This is a genomic window from Pseudomonas sp. LBUM1649 (assembly GCF_059716155.1).
On the sequence record NZ_CP166807.1, the window covers coordinates 4,564,859 to 4,582,627 of the forward strand.

Genomic DNA, 17,769 nt, shown 5'->3' on the forward strand with positions numbered 1-17,769 from the left:
GCTTAACCCTCCTTGACCAGGCCGAGATCGGTCAGCACGTTGCGCGTGGCGCTGTAGTAGCGCACGTACCCGGTGCAACGGCAGATGTGATGACCGAGGCTGTCCTCGATGACTTTTTCCAGCTGGCTCTTGACGATCGGCTGACGTTGCAGTTTTTCCACCAGCACCGTCGCGGCATTGACAAAACCCGGTGCGCAGTAGCTGCACTGGAAGGCGAATTCGTCGACGAAGCGCTGCTGGATCGGGTTCAGCTCGGTGACCTTGCCCTGCTCGTCACGGGTCGCATGACCTTCGATGGTCCGTACTTTCTTGCCTTCGAAATAGTGCGCGCCGGTGATGCAGGTGCGCACTTCTTCGCTGGTGCCGTCGGGGTTGTCGACGATCACCACACAGGCGTGGCAGATGCCCTGGCCACAGCCCAGCCGCGAGCCGGTGAGGTTTTTGTATTCGTGCAGGTAGTCGATCATCGGCAGGTCATCAGGGATGTCCACCGGGCCGACGGATTGACCGTTGAGGGTCAGTTGAAGCGGACGGTTAGCCATTGAGGGCCTCCTTGATGCGTGCAGAAGTGATAGGCAGGTCGCGGACACGTTTGCCGATGGCGTGGGCCACGGCGTTGCCGATGGCACCGACCACCGGGATCATCACCACCTCGGCGATGCCCTTGGACGGATCGCTCGGCGACAGCGGCGGCAGGATTTCCGCGGTCTGTTTCCACACCGCCACGTGCCGCGCCATCGGCAAGCGGTAACGGTTGAAGTTCCAGTCGCCCTCCCCCGGCCCGCCTTCGTACAGCGGCATTTCTTCCATCAAGGCATGGCCGATGCCCATGGCGATGCCGCCTTCGAGCTGGCCCTTGACCAGTTCCGGCACCAGCACCCGGCCGCACTCGACCCACGAGTGGTGGTTGAGCACTTGCACTTCGGCCGAGCCCTTGTTCACTTTCACTTCCACCAGCGTCGCCACCGGGCTGTAGTAGGTCACTGCCGCGTTGTTCAACTGGGTTGGCGGGTAGGCGATGTTCTGCCGAACCAGCAGATGGAAACCGGCGCTGTTCATTTGCGCTTTCTTCGCCTTCGGCGCACCGTCGCCGTACTTGACCGCCAGGCCATCGAGCGGCAGACGTTCACGCACGCCGTCGATGCTGTACTCGGCCTCGGCCCAGCTCCAGCGGTTGAAGCCGTGCACCGTGGCACCGGTGACCAGGCCGCGCTCGTGGGCACGTTTGGCCAGCACGGCGAACGGCAAGGGTTCCATGCCGTTGGCGGTGAGTTTGCCATCGACCCAATGGGCGTCTTCGCGGCGCACCACGTAAGGGTTGGCCTGGCCGCCATAGGGGCCTTGGCGCCAGATCTCCAGCGCCGCCGGCCACAGGCCGTGGTTGAACAGCACACGCGCCGCTTCACGGGTGGCGTGGCTGAAGTAGTAGGCGGAGTTGGTCGCCGACGACGCCGACGCGACCTTGCCGACCCAGCGCGGATTGCGCAGGAAGTTGTCCTGCTCGGCCTGGCTCATGATGTACGGGTTGCCGCCGCTGATCAGCTGCAACTCCTTCCACTCGGTTTCGCCGGTCTTCACTTCGTGCGCCGGGTTGCCGAGGAAATCGGCCACCACCATCGCCTGTGAGGTGGACATGCCGGTACCGATTTCGATACCGATGTGGCGCAGGGTGATGCGGCCATCAACGGTGTATTCGATGCTGGCCATGGGTGCTTCGGAACCGGTGCCGAAGTCTTTCTGGCAGATGGCGAAACCGACGCCATACCAGTGGTCCGGGTCCGCCGCTTCGCGTTGTTGCTTGATCGCGTTGCGGTTTTTCCAGACTTCGTTGACCGCAGCCTTGTCGAGAATTTCGTGCAGGCGCAAGGCACCGGCCGGGACCGCGCCCTGGGTGTTTTTCATGCCCGAACGCAGGGCATTCTTGCGCCGAAGTTCAATGGCATCGACACCGAGGCGATCGGCAATTTCATCGACCATCATCTCGGTGGACGCCATGCTCTGCAGCGTGCCGTAGCCTCGCATCGACCCGGCTTCGACCGCGCGCGAGTGATAGGCGGTGACCTGCAGATCGTTCTGCGGCATGTAGTAGATCGACTGCGCCGCCGTGGCGCCTACTGCCGCCACCGACGGGCTGTAGTTGACCCGTCCGCCGCCATCGACGCTCATCTCGGCGCGGAAGATCTTGAAGCTGTGGTCGGTCTTGTCCACCGCCAATTGATAACGGATGTCGAACGGGTGACGCTTGATGCCACTCTGGAATTGCTCGTAGCGATCGTTGGCCAGGCGTACCGGCACACCGGCGCCGTACAACGCCGCAAGCGCCGCGTAGTACACAAAAATGTTGTGGTCCTTGGAGCCGTAGCCCACGGTGTAGCCGGGGTGCATGTTCAGGTTGGCCAGGCCGAAACGTGACGGCGCGATCATCTTCGCGGTCTCGGTCGCGGTCTCCAGCGGGCACTGCGTCGCAACGACAAAGTGCAGGGTCTTGGTCGCCGGGTCGTACCAGCCGTTGCCGTTGTCCGGCTCCATCGCAGCGGGTTCGATCGACGGGGTCTTGTAGCGCTCGTCGAACACCAGCCAGTTGTCTGGCGGCGTATCGATCTGCTGCTTCATGCGCTCGGCGTAGAACAAGCCGCGCTCGGTCAGGTTGCCGTGCAGGTTCGGTTGGGAATCCCATACCGGACGGCGGTTGCGCAGCATCGGGAACAGGATCGAATCCTTGAGGCTGGCGAATTCGTCTTCGTCGGCCGAGGTCGCACCGCCGACACGCACGTAGCGGAAGCTGCCGTACGGGTCGCCTTCGTAGAACGGCGCTTTATCGCCATAGCGGATTGCTTTGTCATTGAACTTGAGCTGGGCCTTGGCCTGGCGGAAGCGCTCGAAGTCGTTCCAGATCAGGATCGCCACCGGGTGGCCGATGAACATCGGCACCTTGCCGGCCGGCAACAGTGGATCGGGGGCGTGTTCTTCCGGGAAGACGATGCCGTCCTTGACCAGGTCTTCGGCGGTGACGATGCGGTCCGGCTGCAATTCGGCGCCGAGCCACGACAGGTCTACACCTGCGTAGATGCGGTCGGCCTTGATGGTTTTCAGCAGCATGGCGTGGCCTTGCTGCTGTGGCCAGCCCGGCATGTCCTTGGCACGGATGTCGCGGGCAAAGACCTTGCTGCCGCAGACCTTGGACAAGGCATCGTTACGGGCGCGCGCCTTGCCGTTGTTGCCCAGCCATTGCTCGGACGGCACAGTGACGCTGTTTTCCATCAAGGCTGCCAGCGCCTGACTGCTGAGCGGTGTAAGCGTCACGCTCACACCCGCCACCAGCCCGCCCTGAAGGAATGAGCGCCGGGATATTTCACGGTTGGACATGGATCATCCTCTGGGCGGTCATGGGGGCCGCCCTTCTGGTTATGTTCTGGAAATCTCGAGTCTTGCAGAAGCCCTTTTTGACGGTGCAAAGGGCTGTGATGACAGTGCAAAGCTGACCGAAAGGTTAACTTTAAAGGTTTATGCGCTCGCGGAAAACAAAAACTGACCAAGAAATCAAAAAACCGGGGCTTTTCGACGCAGCAGATTGGTGGAGCGGATGGCAAGCACGGGGTGTATGAGTACACCCATACCCATGCGGTGTACTTCCAAGGCTGAGCCTTGCGGTGTCGCTTATGCCGCTATCGCGAGCAAGCTCGCTCCCACACTGGTTTTGCGTTGTTGCATAGATTCAATGAACAGCACAAATCTCCCTGTGGGAGATTCTATGTTGCAGGGGAACCCTGCAGCCTTATATTCGGCTGGTATTCGCTCTGGTGTTTCATGAGTGCAGGGACGCCAACGCACTCAGGTTGGCCTGTTCAAGACTGCGACGCTGGTAGCTCAGCAGGCGTTTGCCTACCGTCAGCAGATGCTTTATGCAGCAGATGCGCAGAAAGATTGGACGGGAGGCGTCATAGAGGAGAAAAGCCAAATTCCAGACACAAAAAACCCCGGCCTTTCGACCAGGGTCTTTGCTATCGACTCGAAGTAAACCAGCGGCTTTCTTCGTAGCTCCAAGGCGTTCAGTGGGCCTCGGGGCAGATATGGCGCAGCGGACGGGACTCGAACCCGCGACCCCCGGCGTGACAGGCCGGTATTCTAACCGACTGAACTACCGCTGCGTATCGCTTTGAGCTGACGCTCAATTAACTCGCTTGATTGAAAGCTTCGGTGCTTTTCAATCGCGAACCGAACAAATCCGATTCGTAAAATATGGCGCAGCGGACGGGACTCGAACCCGCGACCCCCGGCGTGACAGGCCGGTATTCTAACCGACTGAACTACCGCTGCGCGTCGGTGGAGGCATTTCAGCCTACCTCTTGCTTTCGCAAGCTTCTCGGGAGTGGTGGGTGATGACGGGATCGAACCGCCGACATTCTGCTTGTAAGGCAGACGCTCTCCCAGCTGAGCTAATCACCCGTTTGCATCTCCGAGGCCGCGAAATTTACGCAGGTAGCGAACCTAAGTCAATAGCAGGATTGAAGTTTTTTTCAAAAACAGCTTTTAGCGGCAAGCTTCAAGCGGCAAGAGAAGAGCGGGACTGCGTAAGCAGGCATGGCACAGTCTGCTTTTACTTGCAGCTTGAAGCTTGAAGCTGCCCCTCACTGCTCGTAAATCATCTTCTTGGTCATGCCGCCGTCCACCACGAACTCCTGACCCGTGACAAAACCGGCGTTCTTCGACAGCAGCCAGGCCACCATCGCCGCCACGTCCTCGACCGTCCCTACCCTGCCCGCCGGATGCTGGGCATGGTCTGCATCGGTCAGCGGCTCGGCACGGCGCACGGAAGGGTCCCGCGCATCGATCCAGCCGGGGCTGACCGCATTGACCCGAATCTCCGGGCCAAGGCTGATAGCCAGTGCGTGAGTCAAGGCCAGCAGACCGCCCTTGCTCGCGGCATAGGCCTCGGTGTCGGGTTCGGACTGCCCGGCGCGGGTCGAGGCCAGGTTGACGATCGCCCCGCTATGCGCCCGCAGGTACGGCGCACAGTGCTTGGCCAACAGCATCGGCCCACTGAGGTTCACCGCCAGCACCCGGTTCCAGTAAGCCAGGTCGAGGCTTTCCAGGGTGATGTTATGCGGATCGGCAACCGCCGCATTGCACACCAGCGCATCCAGGCGCCCGAACTGCCCCAGCACCTCGGCAACACCCAGCGCCACCTGCCCTTCGTTCGAGACGTCCATGGCGATGAACCAGGCGTTGTCGCCAAGCACCTTCGCCACCTTCGAGCCACGCGCCCGGTCCAGGTCCGTCAGCACCACTTGCCAGCCTTCACTGATCAACCAGGCCGCAATACCCAGGCCGATGCCCCGCGCCGCACCGGTCACCAGTGCAACGCGGCCATTGGAACCCAGTGGCGTGGACAACTCGATCACAAGGCAGCCAACCCGCGCGCCAGGTCGGCTTGCAGGTCTGCCACGTCTTCAAGGCCGACCGCGATGCGGATCAGGCTGTCACGAATGCCCGCGGCCTCACGCTCCTGCGGCGCCAGGCGGCCATGGGAGGTGGTGCTTGGGTGGGTGATGGTGGTTTTACTGTCGCCCAGGTTGGCGGTGATCGAAATCAGACGGGTGGCATCGATAAAGCGCCAGGCGCCCTCTTTGCCGCCCTTGACCTCGAAACTCACCACCGCACCGAAGCCCTTCTGCTGACGCAGGGCCAGCTCGTGCTGCGGATGGCTCTTGAGACCGGCGTAATGGACTTTCTCGATGCCGTCCTGCTGCTCCAGCCATTCGGCCAGTTGCTGGGCGTTGGCGCAATGGGCCTTCATCCGCAGGTTTAGGGTTTCCAGGCCCTTGAGGAAGATCCAGGCGTTGAACGGGCTCAGGGTCGGCCCGGCGGTCCGCAGGAAGCCGACCACTTCTTTCATCTGCTCGCTGCGCCCGGCCACGACACCGCCCATGCAACGGCCCTGGCCGTCGATGAACTTGGTCGCCGAGTGCACGACGATGTCCGCGCCCAATTTCAGGGGCTGTTGCAGCGCCGGGGTGCAGAAGCAGTTGTCGACCACCAGCATCGCGCCCTTGGCATGGGCGATTTTCGCAAGTTCCGCGATGTCCACCAGTTCCGCCAGCGGGTTGGACGGCGATTCGACGAACAGCAATTTGGTGTTGGCCTTGATCGCCGCATCCCAGCCGGACAAGTCCGCCAGGGGCACGTAGTCGACTTCGATGCCGAAGCGCTTGAAGTACTTCTCGAACAGGCTGATGGTCGAGCCGAACACGCTACGCGACACCAGCACGTGATCGCCGGCACTGCACAGGCTCATCACCACGGCCATGATCGCGGCCATGCCGGTGGCGGTGGCCACGGCTTGCTCAGCGCTTTCCAGGGCGGCAATGCGCTCTTCGAAGGCACGCACTGTCGGGTTGGTGTAGCGCGAGTAGACGTTACCCGGCACTTCCCCGGCAAAACGCGCGGCCGCATCGGCGGCGGTGCGGAAGACATAGCTGGAAGTGAAGAACATCGGATCACCGTGTTCGCCTTCCGGCGTACGGTGCTGACCGGCACGTACGGCCAGGGTATCGAACGCTACGCCGTCGAGGTCGCTGTCCAACCGACCGGCATCCCAATCCTGACTCATGCTGTCACTCCTTTCCCTATTCTCGTAAATTAAAAGCCGGATACAAAACCGGCCCCTCAGGGCCGGTAGAAATCAGTTGTTGTACAGATCGATGATCGCACTGACTGCCTGGGTCTTGACCTTGGAGGCATCGTTACGCGCCTGCTCGATCTTGTTCAGGTAAGCCTCGTCGACGTCGCCGGTGACGTACTGGCCGTCGAACACCGCGCAATCGAACTTGTCGATCTTGATCTTGCCGCCACCGACCGCTTCGATCAAGTCAGGCAGGTCCTGATAGATCAGCCAGTCGGCACCGATCAGGTCCGCAACGTCCTGGGTCGAACGGTTGTGGGCGATCAGCTCGTGGGCGCTCGGCATGTCGATGCCGTAGACGTTCGGGAAACGCACGGCCGGGGCCGCGGAGCAGAAGTACACGTTCTTGGCGCCCGCTTCGCGCGCCATCTGGATGATCTGCTTGCAGGTGGTGCCGCGCACGATGGAGTCGTCCACCAGCATCACATTCTTGCCGCGGAATTCCAGCTCGATGGCATTGAGCTTCTGGCGTACGGATTTTTTCCGCGCAGCCTGGCCCGGCATGATGAAGGTCCGGCCGATGTAGCGGTTCTTCACGAAACCTTCGCGGAACTTCACGCCCAGGTGGTTCGCCAGCTCCAGGGCCGCGGTGCGGCTGGTGTCCGGAATCGGGATGACCACGTCGATGTCGTGATCAGGACGTTCGCGCAGAATCTTCTCGGCGAGCTTCTCGCCCATGCGCAGGCGGGCCTTGTACACCGACACACCGTCGATGATCGAGTCCGGACGCGCCAGGTAGACGTGTTCGAAGATGCACGGGGTCAGGGACGGGTTGGTCGCGCACTGACGGGTGTGCAGCTTGCCGTCTTCGGTGATGTAGACCGCTTCACCCGGGGCCAGGTCGCGAATCAGGGTGAAACCGAGCACGTCCAGGGACACGCTCTCGGAGGCGATCATGTACTCGACGCCTTCGTCGGTGTGACGCTGGCCGAACACGATCGGACGGATGCCGTGCGGGTCGCGGAAACCGACGATGCCGTAGCCGGTCACCATGGCCACTACCGCGTAGCCACCGACGCAACGGTTGTGCACGTCGGTGACGGCAGCGAACACGTCTTCTTCGGTCGGCTGCAGCTTGCCGCGCTGGGCCAGCTCGTGTGCGAACACGTTCAGCAGTACTTCCGAATCGGAGCTGGTGTTGACGTGGCGCAGGTCAGATTCGTAAATCTCCTTGGCCAGTTGTTCAACGTTGGTCAGGTTACCGTTGTGCGCCAGGGTGATGCCGTAAGGCGAGTTGACGTAAAACGGTTGAGCTTCGGCCGAGGTCGAGCTGCCCGCGGTCGGGTAGCGCACATGACCAATGCCCATGTGGCCGACCAGACGCTGCATGTGACGCTGATGGAACACGTCACGCACCAGGCCGTTGTCCTTGCGCAGGAATAACCGGCCATCATGGCTGGTCACGATACCGGCAGCGTCCTGGCCGCGGTGCTGGAGGACGGTTAGCGCGTCATACAGCGCCTGATTGACGTTCGACTTACCGACGATACCGACGATGCCACACATGCGACGCAACCCCTACTTAATGGATCTGAACTGAACAACACTCACTGAGGCGTTTTGGCCATCGGCAAGAGCTGCTCCTTGAACGGTATATCAACGGGTACGCTGATACCGCTGGCAAGCCACTGACTGCTCCACCCGAGAATCAGGTTTTTGGACCAGTCGGCGACCAATAAAAATTTTGGCACGAGTTGGGACTCTTTCCACCACCCGTCCTGCTGTACCGGCCCCAGGCTCAACAGCCCGACCGCCACGACCACCAGCAATACGCCACGCGCTGCGCCGAAAGCCATGCCGAGGAATCGATCGGTCCCGGATAGCCCGGTGACGCGAACCAACTCGCCGATAAGATAATTGATCATTGCGCCTACGATCAGCGTGGCGACAAACATGATGGCGCAGCCCGTGATCACACGAGCCGATGGGGTCTGGATATATCCGGCGAGGTACTCGGACAATGAGCCACCGAACATCCAGGCAACGGCTCCTGCGATGATCCAGGTCACCAGCGACAGTGCTTCTTTGACGAAGCCGCGGCTCAGACTGATCAAAGCGGAGATGGCGACGATTGCAACGATCGCCCAGTCAACCCAGGTAAATGGCACAGTGCAGCCTACAGACGGATAAGGCGGCGCATTTTAGCAGAGCCCATGCTTATCGGTAAGCTGCGATTGTCAGTGCATTTCAAATCGTGACGATAGATTTAGCCACGTTCTGGCTGAAAGCGTACGACAAACCCCTTGAGGTTCTGCTGGCGATTCAACAAGTCGCGCAGGCGATCGGCCTCTGCACGCTCGATCAACGGCCCGACAAACACGCGATTCTTGCCGTCGGCAGTACGGATGTAGGCATTGTAACCCTGGCTGCGCAGGGTTTTCTGCAGTTTTTCCGCGCTTTCACGATTGGCCAGGCTGGCCAGTTGCACCGACCAACTGACCGACAGGCCATTGGCGTCGACACGGCTTTGGCTGGTATCCGGTTTGCCCGGCGCGGCGCTGATCGGCTGCGACGGCGCTGTGGCGGGCTTGGCAGCCAGCGCCGGGACGGGGGCTGGTGCAGGGGGCGGCGTGACCGGCTTGGCGGTGGGCGCCGGAGCGACAGGCGCAACCGGCGCAACCGGCGCTTCCTGCTGGGCGATTTCTTCGTCGCTCGGCACGGGCTCCTGCGGCAGGGCTTGCGGTTCAGGCACCACCACGGGCTCCACCTGCACTTGCGGTATCGCCGGTGCTTGCGGCGCAGCCGGGGCCTGGACCGTCACCTGGCGCTGCTCATCCTGGCGGGAAAACAGCATCGGCAGGAAAATCACGGCAAGCGCCACCAGGACCAGGGCGCCGACCATGCGCTGCTTGTAAGCCTTATCCAGCAATGCCATTTGCCACTTCCTCCGTGGAGCGCCGGGCCAGCCACTCAAGGGCCTCGGCAACACAATAGAATGATCCGAACAACAGAATCTCGTCGTCGCTCGTCGCCTGTGCACACTGCCCTTCCAGAGCGGCGGCCACGCTGCCATAGGACGTCACCGAAGCACCGCGCTTGTCCAGCGCCTCGCGCAAGTCGGCCACCGGTCGCGCCCGAGGCGAATCCAGCGGCGCGACAGCCCAGTGCTCGACACTAGCACTCAATTCGCCTACAACACCATCCAGATCCTTGTCTGCCAGCAATCCGAATACCGCCAGACGCTTGCCGGCCGGTGGGCGACTGGCCAGGCGACGAGCCAGATACTCTGCGGCGTGGGGGTTATGCCCCACATCCAGCAACAGATTGAGGCGCTTGCCCTGCCAGTCGACCTGCCGGCGATCGAGTCGACCAACCATCCGCGTCGCTTGCAGTGCCTGGATAATCTGCGCACTCACCCAAGGCAAACCTAGCAACAAATAGGCCTGCAGCGCCAGGGCGGCGTTTTCCATCGGCAGATCGAGCAACGGCAGGTCGCGCAGCTCAACTACACGTCCTTGAGCATCAACACCACGCCATTGCCAGCTGTGATCGGTAACACCCAGGTCAAAATCGCGTCCACGCAGGAAAAACCGGCAATTGAGCTCGCGCGCCTTGTCCAGCAGGGGCTGCGGGGGATTCAGGTCACCGCAGAGCGCGGGCGCGCCCTGGCGGAAGATGCCGGCCTTCTCGAAGGCCACGGACTCACGGGTATCGCCCAGGTAATCCGCATGATCCACGCCAATGCTGGTGACCAGCGCCATATCGGCGTCCACCACGTTGACCGTGTCCAGGCGTCCGCCCAGCCCCACTTCCAGGACCACGGCGTCGAGCCCGGACTGTTGAAACAGCCAGAACGCCGCCAGGGTCCCCATCTCGAAATAGGTCAGGGAAGTGTCGCCGCGACCGGCTTCGACCGCCGCGAAAGCCTGGCAAAGCTCGGCGTCAGTGGCTTCGACGCCATTGACCTGCACCCGCTCGTTGTAACGCAGCAGGTGCGGAGAACTGTAGACACCGACGCTCTGCCCCTGCGCTCGCAGCAATGAAGCCACGAATGCACAGGTAGAGCCTTTGCCATTGGTGCCGGTGACCGTGATCACCCGAGGCGCCGGCTTGCCCAGTCCCATGCGGGACGCTACCTGCTGCGAGCGCTCAAGGCCCATGTCGATGGCCGAAGGGTGCAACTGCTCAAGGTAGGCGAGCCACTCGCCAAGGGTACGTTCGGTCATAGGTTGGCAGGTACCGGTGGAACCACGATTGGCTCGATTGGCGCAGCGACGAATTTCGGCGTCGGCAGGCCCATCATTTGCGCCAGCAGGTTACCCAGGCGCGGGCGCAGTTCCTGACGGTGAATGATCATGTCGATCGCGCCGTGCTCCAGCAGGAACTCGCTGCGCTGGAAGCCTTCCGGCAGTTTTTCGCGAACGGTTTGTTCGATTACGCGCGGACCGGCGAAGCCGATCAGGGCTTTGGGCTCGCCGACGATCACGTCGCCCAGCATCGCCAGGCTGGCGGAAACACCGCCGTAGACCGGGTCGGTCAGTACGGAGATGAACGGAATGCCTTCTTCACGCAGACGCGCCAGCACCGCGGAGGTCTTGGCCATTTGCATCAGCGAGATCAGGGCTTCCTGCATCCGCGCGCCACCGGAGGCGGAGAAGCAGATCATCGGGCAGCGTTTTTCCAGCGCGTAGTTGGCGGCGCGCACGAAGCGCTCACCAACGATGGCGCCCATCGAGCCGCCCATGAAGGAGAATTCGAACGCCGAAACCACGACCGGCATGCCCAGCAGGGTACCGCTCATCGAGATCAGCGCATCTTTTTCGCCGGTCTGCTTCTGCGCCGCGGTCAGGCGATCCTTGTACTTCTTGCCGTCGCGGAATTTCAGGCGGTCAACCGGCTCCAGGTCAGCGCCCAGCTCGGTACGACCTTCGGTATCGAGGAAAATGTCGATACGCGCGCGCGCGCCGATACGCATGTGGTGATTGCACTTGGGGCAAACGTCCAGGGTCTTTTCCAGCTCCGGACGATACAGCACAGCCTCGCAAGACGGGCATTTGTGCCAAAGACCTTCAGGCACCGAGCTCTTCTTGACCTCGGAACGCATGATCGAAGGGATCAGTTTGTCTACCAACCAGTTGCTCATGCTTTCTTTCTCCAGTACCGGCGGCCCGAACGCTCTGGTTCGCAGCCCCGTGTATGCCCTTGAGCTAAATTCATGTGTGCGGCGATGATTAATGGATTGCCGGGTCGGGGAAATGTGACCTGCGTACAACCCAAGAAACCCTCAGCCATGCCTGCTTTGTGCAAGTGCTGTTATGGACGGCGGCAGTCTGCCAGCCGTCACATCAACGTACCGCGTACCGCGTCGATGAACGCCTGAATCTTTGCGTGATCCTTGATGCCCTTGCTCGCCTCTACCCCGCCGCTGACATCCACGGCATAAGGTCGAACCCGCGCCACCGCCTCGGCGACGTTTTCCGGGGTCAGTCCACCCGCCAGGATAATCGGTTTGCTCAAGCCTTGCGGTATCAATGACCAGTCGAACGCATGGCCGGTTCCACCGGGAACGCCTTCGACATAGGCGTCGAGCAAAATACCGCTGGCACTCGGATAAGCATCGCAAGCCGCCGCGATATCATCCCCCGCCTTGACCCGCAGCGCCTTGATGTACGGACGATGCCAGCCCTCGCAGTCCGCTGCACTTTCATCGCCATGGAACTGCAGCAGGTCCAGCGGCACGGCGTCGAGGATTTCACCCAGCTCGCAGCGGCTGGCGTTGACGAACAAGCCCACGGTGGTGACGAACGGCGGCAACGCCTTGATGATCGCGCGCGCCTGCTGGAAGGTCACGCCCCGCGGGCTCTTGGCGTAGAACACAAAGCCGATGGCATCGGCCCCGGCCTCGACCGCCGCCAACGCATCTTCCATGCGGGTAATCCCGCAAATCTTGCTGCGAACGGCTGACATGTCGATAAAACCCCACGGCAAATCCGAGAAAGTCCCGGATGGTAACAAAAGCGTTCGAAGGCGTCAGCCGTCAAGTTCGCTGAAACCGGTGAGGAAATGTGGGCCGATGTAACGCTCAGGCAATTGGAACTCGTCGCGGTACTCGACCTGCACCAGATACAGGCCGAACGGATGCGCCGTCACCCCGCCAGTACGACGAATACGGCTCTCCAGTACTTCCTTCATCCACTCCACCGGACGCTCGCCGGCACCGATGGTCATCAGCACGCCGGCAATGTTGCGCACCATGTGGTGCAGGAAGGCGCTGGCGCGGATATCCAGCACGATCATCTTGCCGTGGCGCGTGACACGCAGGTGATGAAGCTCCTTGATCGGCGACTTGGCCTGGCACTGACCGGCACGGAAGGCGCTGAAATCGTGGGTGCCCACCAGGTACCGGGCGGCTTCAGCCATGCGCTCGACGTCCAGCGGACGGTGGTTCCAGGTGATTTCTTCGTTCAAGTGCGCCGGACGGATCTGGTCGTTGTAGATCACGTAGCGATAGCGCCGGGCAATGGCCTTGAACCGGGCATGAAAATGCGCCGGCATGACCTTGGCCCAACTGACGCTGACATCGTGCGGCAAATTGATATTGGCACCCATGACCCAGGCCTTCATCGAACGCTCTACTTGCGTGTCGAAGTGCACCACTTGGCCACACGCGTGTACGCCGGCATCGGTACGCCCGGCGCAAAGCAGCGAAACGGGAGAGTCGGCCACCTTGGACAAGGCGTTTTCGAGGGTTTCCTGCACCGTGAGCACGCCGGAGGCCTGACGCTGCCAGCCACGATAACGCGAGCCCTTGTATTCAACGCCCAACGCGATCCGGAAAAAGCCGTCGGCCGCCATTTCGGCGGCCGGGTTATCTATGTTTGCCAAGGAGTGACAGCCTGCTGATGTACGCAAAGGGGGGCATTATAAGGCTGCCAGACGAGGACGCCAGTACAACAGCAGGTACTGTGGCGAATCGGACGTCGCCTTCGCGAGCAGGCTCGCTCCCACAGTGGACCGCATTTCTTCAGGCAAAACGCGGTCCACTGTGGGAGCGAGCCTGCTCGCGATAGCGGCAGCACAGACGCCATCGCATCACCCGCAAACAAAAACGGCAGCCTCAATGGGCTGCCGCTTTGTTTACATCCGGTCAATCACTCAAACCAGGCGCGCAAGCATCTCCTTGGCTTCGCTCTTCTGGCCGTCGTCGCCTTCGGTCACCACCTCATTGAGGATGTCGCGGGCACCATCGTTGTCGCCCATGTCGATGTAGGCCTGGGCCAGATCGAGCTTGGTGGCGACTTCGTCGGTACCGGACAGGAAATCGAATTCCGGCTCGTCATCCACGCTTGCCAGGGCGTCATCTATCGTGAATCTTGGCTCGCTGATGCTTTGGGACAGGCTTTCCAGTTCGGCGCTGAGATCATCCAGCTCAGGGGTAACCACCTGCGCAGGCGCCGGGACGTCCATTTCATCGGCCAGGGACAAATCGAAATCGGCCGGCAGCTCCAGATCGTCCAGGGTCACTTGTGGCACGTCCGGCGCTGGTGCGGCCGGCAGGTCCTTGATGTCTTCATCCAGGCTCAGCAGGAAATCGTCCTCGGCCAGGATCGCCGGCGAAGGCTCGCCACCGAGGTCCATGTCCAGGTCGAACTCCGACAGGTCATCGAGGTTTTCCTTGATTTCAGTCTGTTGCTGCAAGACCGAGTCGAAACTCAGGTCATCGTCCAGCGGGAAATCTTCCAGATCGGCCAGGGTTGTTTCCGGCTCTGGTTCTGGTTCTGGCTCTGGCTCCGGCGCTGGCGCTGGCGCAACCGTTACCGGCGTTACGTTTTCCAGGTCATCCAGACTCAGGTCGAAAGCGCTGTCAAAATCGTCATCGACCGCAACCGGCGCTTGCGGCTCGTCGAGCAACAGGTCCTTGACGTACTGCGCGTCCAGCTCGGCAGCGGCGGCGGCAGCGGCAATACCGCCAGCAGCGACCAGCGCCATGGCCGGGAAACGGCTCTTGAGTTTTTCTACCTGGGCATAGTTGTCGCCGTTGGCCACCAACTGGCGCTCCTGGACCACGAACGCGTCGCGATCACCCTGCAAACCGTAGACTTCCATCAGCTTCAGGCGCAAATCGCTGCGTTGCGGCTCCTGCTTCACGCCCTTCTCCAGCAGCGTAGCAGCCTGATTCAGTCGACCGCCGTCGATGTGCGACTGCGCGCGGCCCAACACATCGTCGGAATGCTCGGCGGCGGGCGACACCAGCGGCGCGGCAATCGGCGGCGTGACCACGACCGGGGCAATCACCGGGGCTGGGGCTGGAGCTGGAGTTGGAGTTGGAGTTGGAGTTGGAGCTGGAGCCGTGGCAAGTTTCGGGCTCGGCTGCTCAACCTCTTCCAGGTCATCGAAGATGCCTTTTGGCAGGTCAAGCTCGGAGGGAAATTCCTGCTCTTCGGCCAGGGCGCGGGCCATGCGCAGATGTTTCTCGGCTTCCTGCTGGGCTTTGCGGCGACGGGCCAGCAACAGCAGCAACAGCAGCACCACCACGGCCCCGCCACCCACCAGACCCAGCAGCCACGGATTGGTCAGCAACTCATTGAACTTCTGCTCGTCGGAGACCGCAGGCGTCGGTTCGATCGGCGTTTCTGCCGGAGCGGGAGCAGGAGTCGCTTCAGGCGCCACTGCAGCCGGGGTTGGCGCAGGCGCTGCTGCTTCGGCAGGTGCCGGCGCTTCGGCAGGCGTTGCTGCAGCATCGGCCGCCAGTTCAGCCGGGATCGCTGCAACGGTAGCAGTCGCCGCAGGCGTTCCCGCCGCACCTTCGGCCTGCAATTTGGCCAGTTGGTTGTTCTTCAGCTCAATGAGACGTTGCAGCTTGTCCATCTGACTTTGCAGATCGGTCATGCGGCTTTTCATCTCAGCGCTGTCACGACGCTTGGTATCGAGACTTTCCTGGGTCACCGCCAGCTTGTTATTCAAGGCCTTGGCATCGCCTGCGGCGCCCTTGCCCCCAGCCTTGCCGGATTCGGCGGAAACCAGGCTCAGCTTGTCTTGAGCGGGTTGCGCCGAAGGCGCTTCACCGCGACCGCGATTGGTGGCATCGAGCTGCTGCTGGCCTGTACCAGGCTTGGCGACATAACGACGACCCTGACGCCAGGCGGTGTTCTGTGCAGCCACTTCGGCGATGGCCTTCGATTGCGCCAAGCTCGTGCTTTGTACCTGATCCGGCAGACGCAACACCTGACCGGTTTTGAGCCGGTTGATATTGCCATCGATGAAGGCATCCGGGTTCAGCGCCTGGATGGCCAGCATGGTTTGCTGAATCGAACCGCCATTACGCGCCTTCGCGGCGATTTCCCACAGGGTGTCGCGCCGCGTAGTGGTGTATTCGGACGGCTTGGTCGCACCGGTGACCGGCGTGGTACCGGTTTGAACAGGTGCAGATTGCGCAGCCGCTTCAGCGGTCTGCGGCGAGAATTTGGACGGATCGAGCAGCACGCTGTAATCACGCAGCAGACGACCGTTGGGCCACATCACCTGAACCAGGAATTTCACCATCGGTTCGGTCAGGGGTTTGCTGGAGGTCACGCGCAGGATGCTTTTACCGCTGGCATTGAGCAGCGGGGTGAAGGTCAGGTCGTTGAGAAACGCCTGGCGGTCGACACCGGCCTTGGCGAAATCTTCAGGTGAAGCAAGGCTCGGCACCACTTCGGCAGCGGTGAGTTCCTTGACGTCGAGCAACTCGATTTCCGCCACCAGCGGCTGGTTCAGCGTCGATTTCAGGGTCAGTTCCCCGAGCCCGAGGGCATGCGCCATACCGGAGGACAGCGCCGAGGCGGCCGCTATTGCTAACACCAGTTTGCGAACTTGAACCATAGCTAATCCTTAGTTTTTACATTCCTCGGCCAGCGAGGTTGATAGCCGCTGCCAAAAGGCATTGCGCGCGGGCGAAGGTCGCCGCGCGCGATCGTTTCATGCATGCCCTGCAGGGTGGCTCGCCTTCAGCATTGCGGCCAGGCATAGCGCTCGCCTGGAACCCTTCGATATTGTTGCAAGTATCTTTTACAGAAGGTCTTTTATCAACAATTCGGCCACCTGCACAGCATTGAGCGCAGCACCTTTGCGTACGTTATCTGACGTCAGCCACACATTAAGTTCCGACGGTTCGTCGATACCCAGTCGCACCCGACCAACGTAGACCACATCCTGCCCCACCGCATCGCCGACCGCGGTCGGGTAATCGCCGGCTTCCACCAACTCGATGCCGGGAGCGTCTTCCAGTGCGGCGTTAACCTTTGCCAGGTCGATGTCACTCGCGGACTGCAGGGTCACGCTATAGCTATCGCCAAAAAACACCGGGGCTTGAATGCAAGTGACGGAAATCTTCAATGAAGGCAACGCCATGACTTGACGCAGTTCGCGCACCAGGCGCTTTTCCAGCAGTGTATGGCCCTGTTCGTCCGGTTTGCCGACCTGGGCCAGCAGGTTGAATGCCATCTGCCGGTCAAAGAAGGTCGGCTCCAGTGGGCGCACATTCAGCAGTTCGGCGGTTTGCCGGGCCAGCTCGGTCACGGCTTCGCGGCCCTGGGCAGATACCGCCAGGCTGGCGGTCAGGTTGATGCGTTGCAAATCAAGCAACTCCAGCAGGGGTGCGAGCACCACCGCCAGGGTGGTGGCCGACGGGCTCGGGCTGCTGAGCTGGAATGGCTTTTTCAGGCTGGCCAGCACTTGCGCATTCGCTTCCGGCACTACCTGTGGCGCCTGGTCGGCCGGCAAGGCGCCAGAGAGGTCGATCAGCGAGCAACCGGCAGCGGTGGCACGCGCGGCGTAACTCAATGTCACTGCTGGACCGGCGGCAAAGAACACCAGCTGAACCTTGCTGAAATCGAACTCATCGACTTCGCGCACCCGCACGTTCTTGCCGCGGTACGGCACCGAACTGCCGGCGGATTCGCTGCTGGCCAGCAAATGCAGGGTGCCGATCGGAAAATCGCGTTCTTCGAGAATCTGCACCAGCGTTTCGCCGACAGTACCGGTGGCGCCGATCACGGCAATATCAATGGTCTGGCTCATGGTTTTACCTCTGGCGAAACGGGGGGAGCGGCACTTTACCGGGTGGTTGGCATGCAGGCAATTCGGCGGGGATCTGTGGTGGCAGAACC

The 17,769-nt window shown here is 61.5% G+C and carries 14 protein-coding genes, 3 tRNA genes and 1 pseudogene; 1 reads left to right on the plus strand and 17 read right to left on the minus strand.

Features of this window, described 5'->3' with window-relative positions; all coding sequences use genetic code 11:
- Positions 1–2 precede the first annotated feature (2 nt).
- Positions 3–542 carry a (2Fe-2S)-binding protein gene (locus tag ACA058_RS21155; protein WP_007982256.1) on the minus strand — a complete coding sequence of 180 codons (540 nt, stop codon included), beginning with the start codon at positions 540–542 and terminating at the stop codon, positions 3–5.
- Complete coding sequence (locus ACA058_RS21160) at positions 535–3,366, minus strand: xanthine dehydrogenase family protein molybdopterin-binding subunit (protein ID WP_497635757.1); 2,832 nt, start codon at positions 3,364–3,366, stop codon at positions 535–537. Before ACA058_RS21160 ends, ACA058_RS21155 begins: the two co-directional genes overlap by 8 nt.
- Here ACA058_RS21160 and ACA058_RS21165 point away from each other — a divergent pair.
- On the plus strand, positions 3,365–3,532 hold the full coding sequence (locus ACA058_RS21165; RefSeq protein WP_497635758.1) for a hypothetical protein: 168 nt from the start codon (positions 3,365–3,367) through the stop codon (positions 3,530–3,532). The two genes, ACA058_RS21160 and ACA058_RS21165, sit on opposite strands and share 2 nt — an antisense overlap.
- Positions 3,533–3,814: 282 nt before the next feature.
- Here the strand turns inward: ACA058_RS21165 and ACA058_RS21170 are convergent.
- The 15 genes and pseudogenes from ACA058_RS21170 to ACA058_RS21240 form a co-directional block, all read right to left on the minus strand.
- Positions 3,815–3,898: pseudogene (locus ACA058_RS21170) on the minus strand (sigma-70 family RNA polymerase sigma factor); the annotation flags it as partial.
- A 173-nt stretch (positions 3,899–4,071) separates the two neighbouring features.
- Positions 4,072–4,148, minus strand: a tRNA-Asp gene (locus ACA058_RS21175).
- A 92-nt stretch (positions 4,149–4,240) separates the two neighbouring features.
- A tRNA-Asp gene (locus tag ACA058_RS21180) sits at positions 4,241–4,317 on the minus strand.
- Between the two features lie 53 nt (positions 4,318–4,370).
- Positions 4,371–4,446: transfer RNA gene (locus ACA058_RS21185), tRNA-Val, on the minus strand.
- A 182-nt stretch (positions 4,447–4,628) separates the two neighbouring features.
- Positions 4,629–5,402, minus strand: coding sequence for an SDR family oxidoreductase (locus tag ACA058_RS21190; protein WP_497635759.1), 774 nt, complete (start codon positions 5,400–5,402; stop codon positions 4,629–4,631).
- Positions 5,399–6,610 carry an O-succinylhomoserine sulfhydrylase gene (locus tag ACA058_RS21195; RefSeq protein ID WP_497635760.1) on the minus strand — a complete coding sequence of 404 codons (1,212 nt, stop codon included), beginning with the start codon at positions 6,608–6,610 and terminating at the stop codon, positions 5,399–5,401. Before ACA058_RS21195 ends, ACA058_RS21190 begins: the two co-directional genes overlap by 4 nt.
- Positions 6,611–6,682: 72 nt before the next feature.
- Complete coding sequence (gene purF, locus ACA058_RS21200) at positions 6,683–8,188, minus strand: amidophosphoribosyltransferase (RefSeq protein ID WP_020795479.1); 1,506 nt, start codon at positions 8,186–8,188, stop codon at positions 6,683–6,685.
- A 41-nt stretch (positions 8,189–8,229) separates the two neighbouring features.
- A complete protein-coding gene (locus ACA058_RS21205; RefSeq protein ID WP_497635761.1) occupies positions 8,230–8,790 on the minus strand; it encodes a CvpA family protein in 561 nt (186 codons plus the stop codon).
- A 98-nt stretch (positions 8,791–8,888) separates the two neighbouring features.
- The gene (locus ACA058_RS21210) at positions 8,889–9,557 is read right to left on the minus strand and encodes an SPOR domain-containing protein (protein ID WP_497635762.1); all 669 of its coding nucleotides are present in this window, start codon (positions 9,555–9,557) and stop codon (positions 8,889–8,891) included.
- A complete protein-coding gene (folC, locus tag ACA058_RS21215) occupies positions 9,541–10,848 on the minus strand; it encodes a bifunctional tetrahydrofolate synthase/dihydrofolate synthase (RefSeq protein ID WP_497635763.1) in 1,308 nt (435 codons plus the stop codon). The genes ACA058_RS21210 and folC overlap by 17 nt, the downstream gene beginning before the upstream one ends.
- Entirely contained in the window at positions 10,845–11,765 is a 921-nt protein-coding gene (gene accD / locus ACA058_RS21220; RefSeq protein ID WP_497635764.1) for an acetyl-CoA carboxylase, carboxyltransferase subunit beta, read from the minus strand. The genes folC and accD overlap by 4 nt, the downstream gene beginning before the upstream one ends.
- A gap of 197 nt (positions 11,766–11,962) precedes the next feature.
- Positions 11,963–12,589, minus strand: a complete 627-nt coding sequence (locus ACA058_RS21225; RefSeq protein ID WP_497635765.1) for a phosphoribosylanthranilate isomerase — start codon at positions 12,587–12,589, stop codon at positions 11,963–11,965.
- 63 nt (positions 12,590–12,652) lie between these two features.
- Entirely contained in the window at positions 12,653–13,477 is an 825-nt protein-coding gene (gene truA, locus ACA058_RS21230) for a tRNA pseudouridine(38-40) synthase TruA (protein WP_497639980.1), read from the minus strand.
- 300 nt (positions 13,478–13,777) lie between these two features.
- On the minus strand, positions 13,778–16,483 hold the full coding sequence (locus tag ACA058_RS21235; protein ID WP_497635766.1) for a motility hub landmark protein FimV: 2,706 nt from the start codon (positions 16,481–16,483) through the stop codon (positions 13,778–13,780).
- Positions 16,484–16,669: 186 nt separating this feature from the next.
- Entirely contained in the window at positions 16,670–17,680 is a 1,011-nt protein-coding gene (locus ACA058_RS21240) for an aspartate-semialdehyde dehydrogenase (RefSeq protein WP_497635767.1), read from the minus strand.
- Between the last annotated feature and the right edge of the window lie 89 nt (positions 17,681–17,769).

Coding starts and splice junctions, on each gene's coding strand:
- truA (WP_497639980.1), bottom strand. CDS start 13,477: ATGGCGGCCGACGGCTTTTTCCGGATCGCGTTGGGCGTTGAATACAAG.
- ACA058_RS21195 (WP_497635760.1), bottom strand. CDS start 6,610: ATGAGTCAGGATTGGGATGCCGGTCGGTTGGACAGCGACCTCGACGGC.
- ACA058_RS21240 (WP_497635767.1), bottom strand. CDS start 17,680: ATGAGCCAGACCATTGATATTGCCGTGATCGGCGCCACCGGTACTGTC.
- ACA058_RS21210 (WP_497635762.1), bottom strand. CDS start 9,557: ATGGCATTGCTGGATAAGGCTTACAAGCAGCGCATGGTCGGCGCCCTG.
- ACA058_RS21165 (WP_497635758.1), top strand. CDS start 3,365: ATGGATCATCCTCTGGGCGGTCATGGGGGCCGCCCTTCTGGTTATGTT.
- ACA058_RS21155 (WP_007982256.1), bottom strand. CDS start 542: ATGGCTAACCGTCCGCTTCAACTGACCCTCAACGGTCAATCCGTCGGC.
- ACA058_RS21160 (WP_497635757.1), bottom strand. CDS start 3,366: ATGTCCAACCGTGAAATATCCCGGCGCTCATTCCTTCAGGGCGGGCTG.
- ACA058_RS21225 (WP_497635765.1), bottom strand. CDS start 12,589: ATGTCAGCCGTTCGCAGCAAGATTTGCGGGATTACCCGCATGGAAGAT.
- accD (WP_497635764.1), bottom strand. CDS start 11,765: ATGAGCAACTGGTTGGTAGACAAACTGATCCCTTCGATCATGCGTTCC.
- purF (WP_020795479.1), bottom strand. CDS start 8,188: ATGTGTGGCATCGTCGGTATCGTCGGTAAGTCGAACGTCAATCAGGCG.
- folC (WP_497635763.1), bottom strand. CDS start 10,848: ATGACCGAACGTACCCTTGGCGAGTGGCTCGCCTACCTTGAGCAGTTG.
- ACA058_RS21235 (WP_497635766.1), bottom strand. CDS start 16,483: ATGGTTCAAGTTCGCAAACTGGTGTTAGCAATAGCGGCCGCCTCGGCG.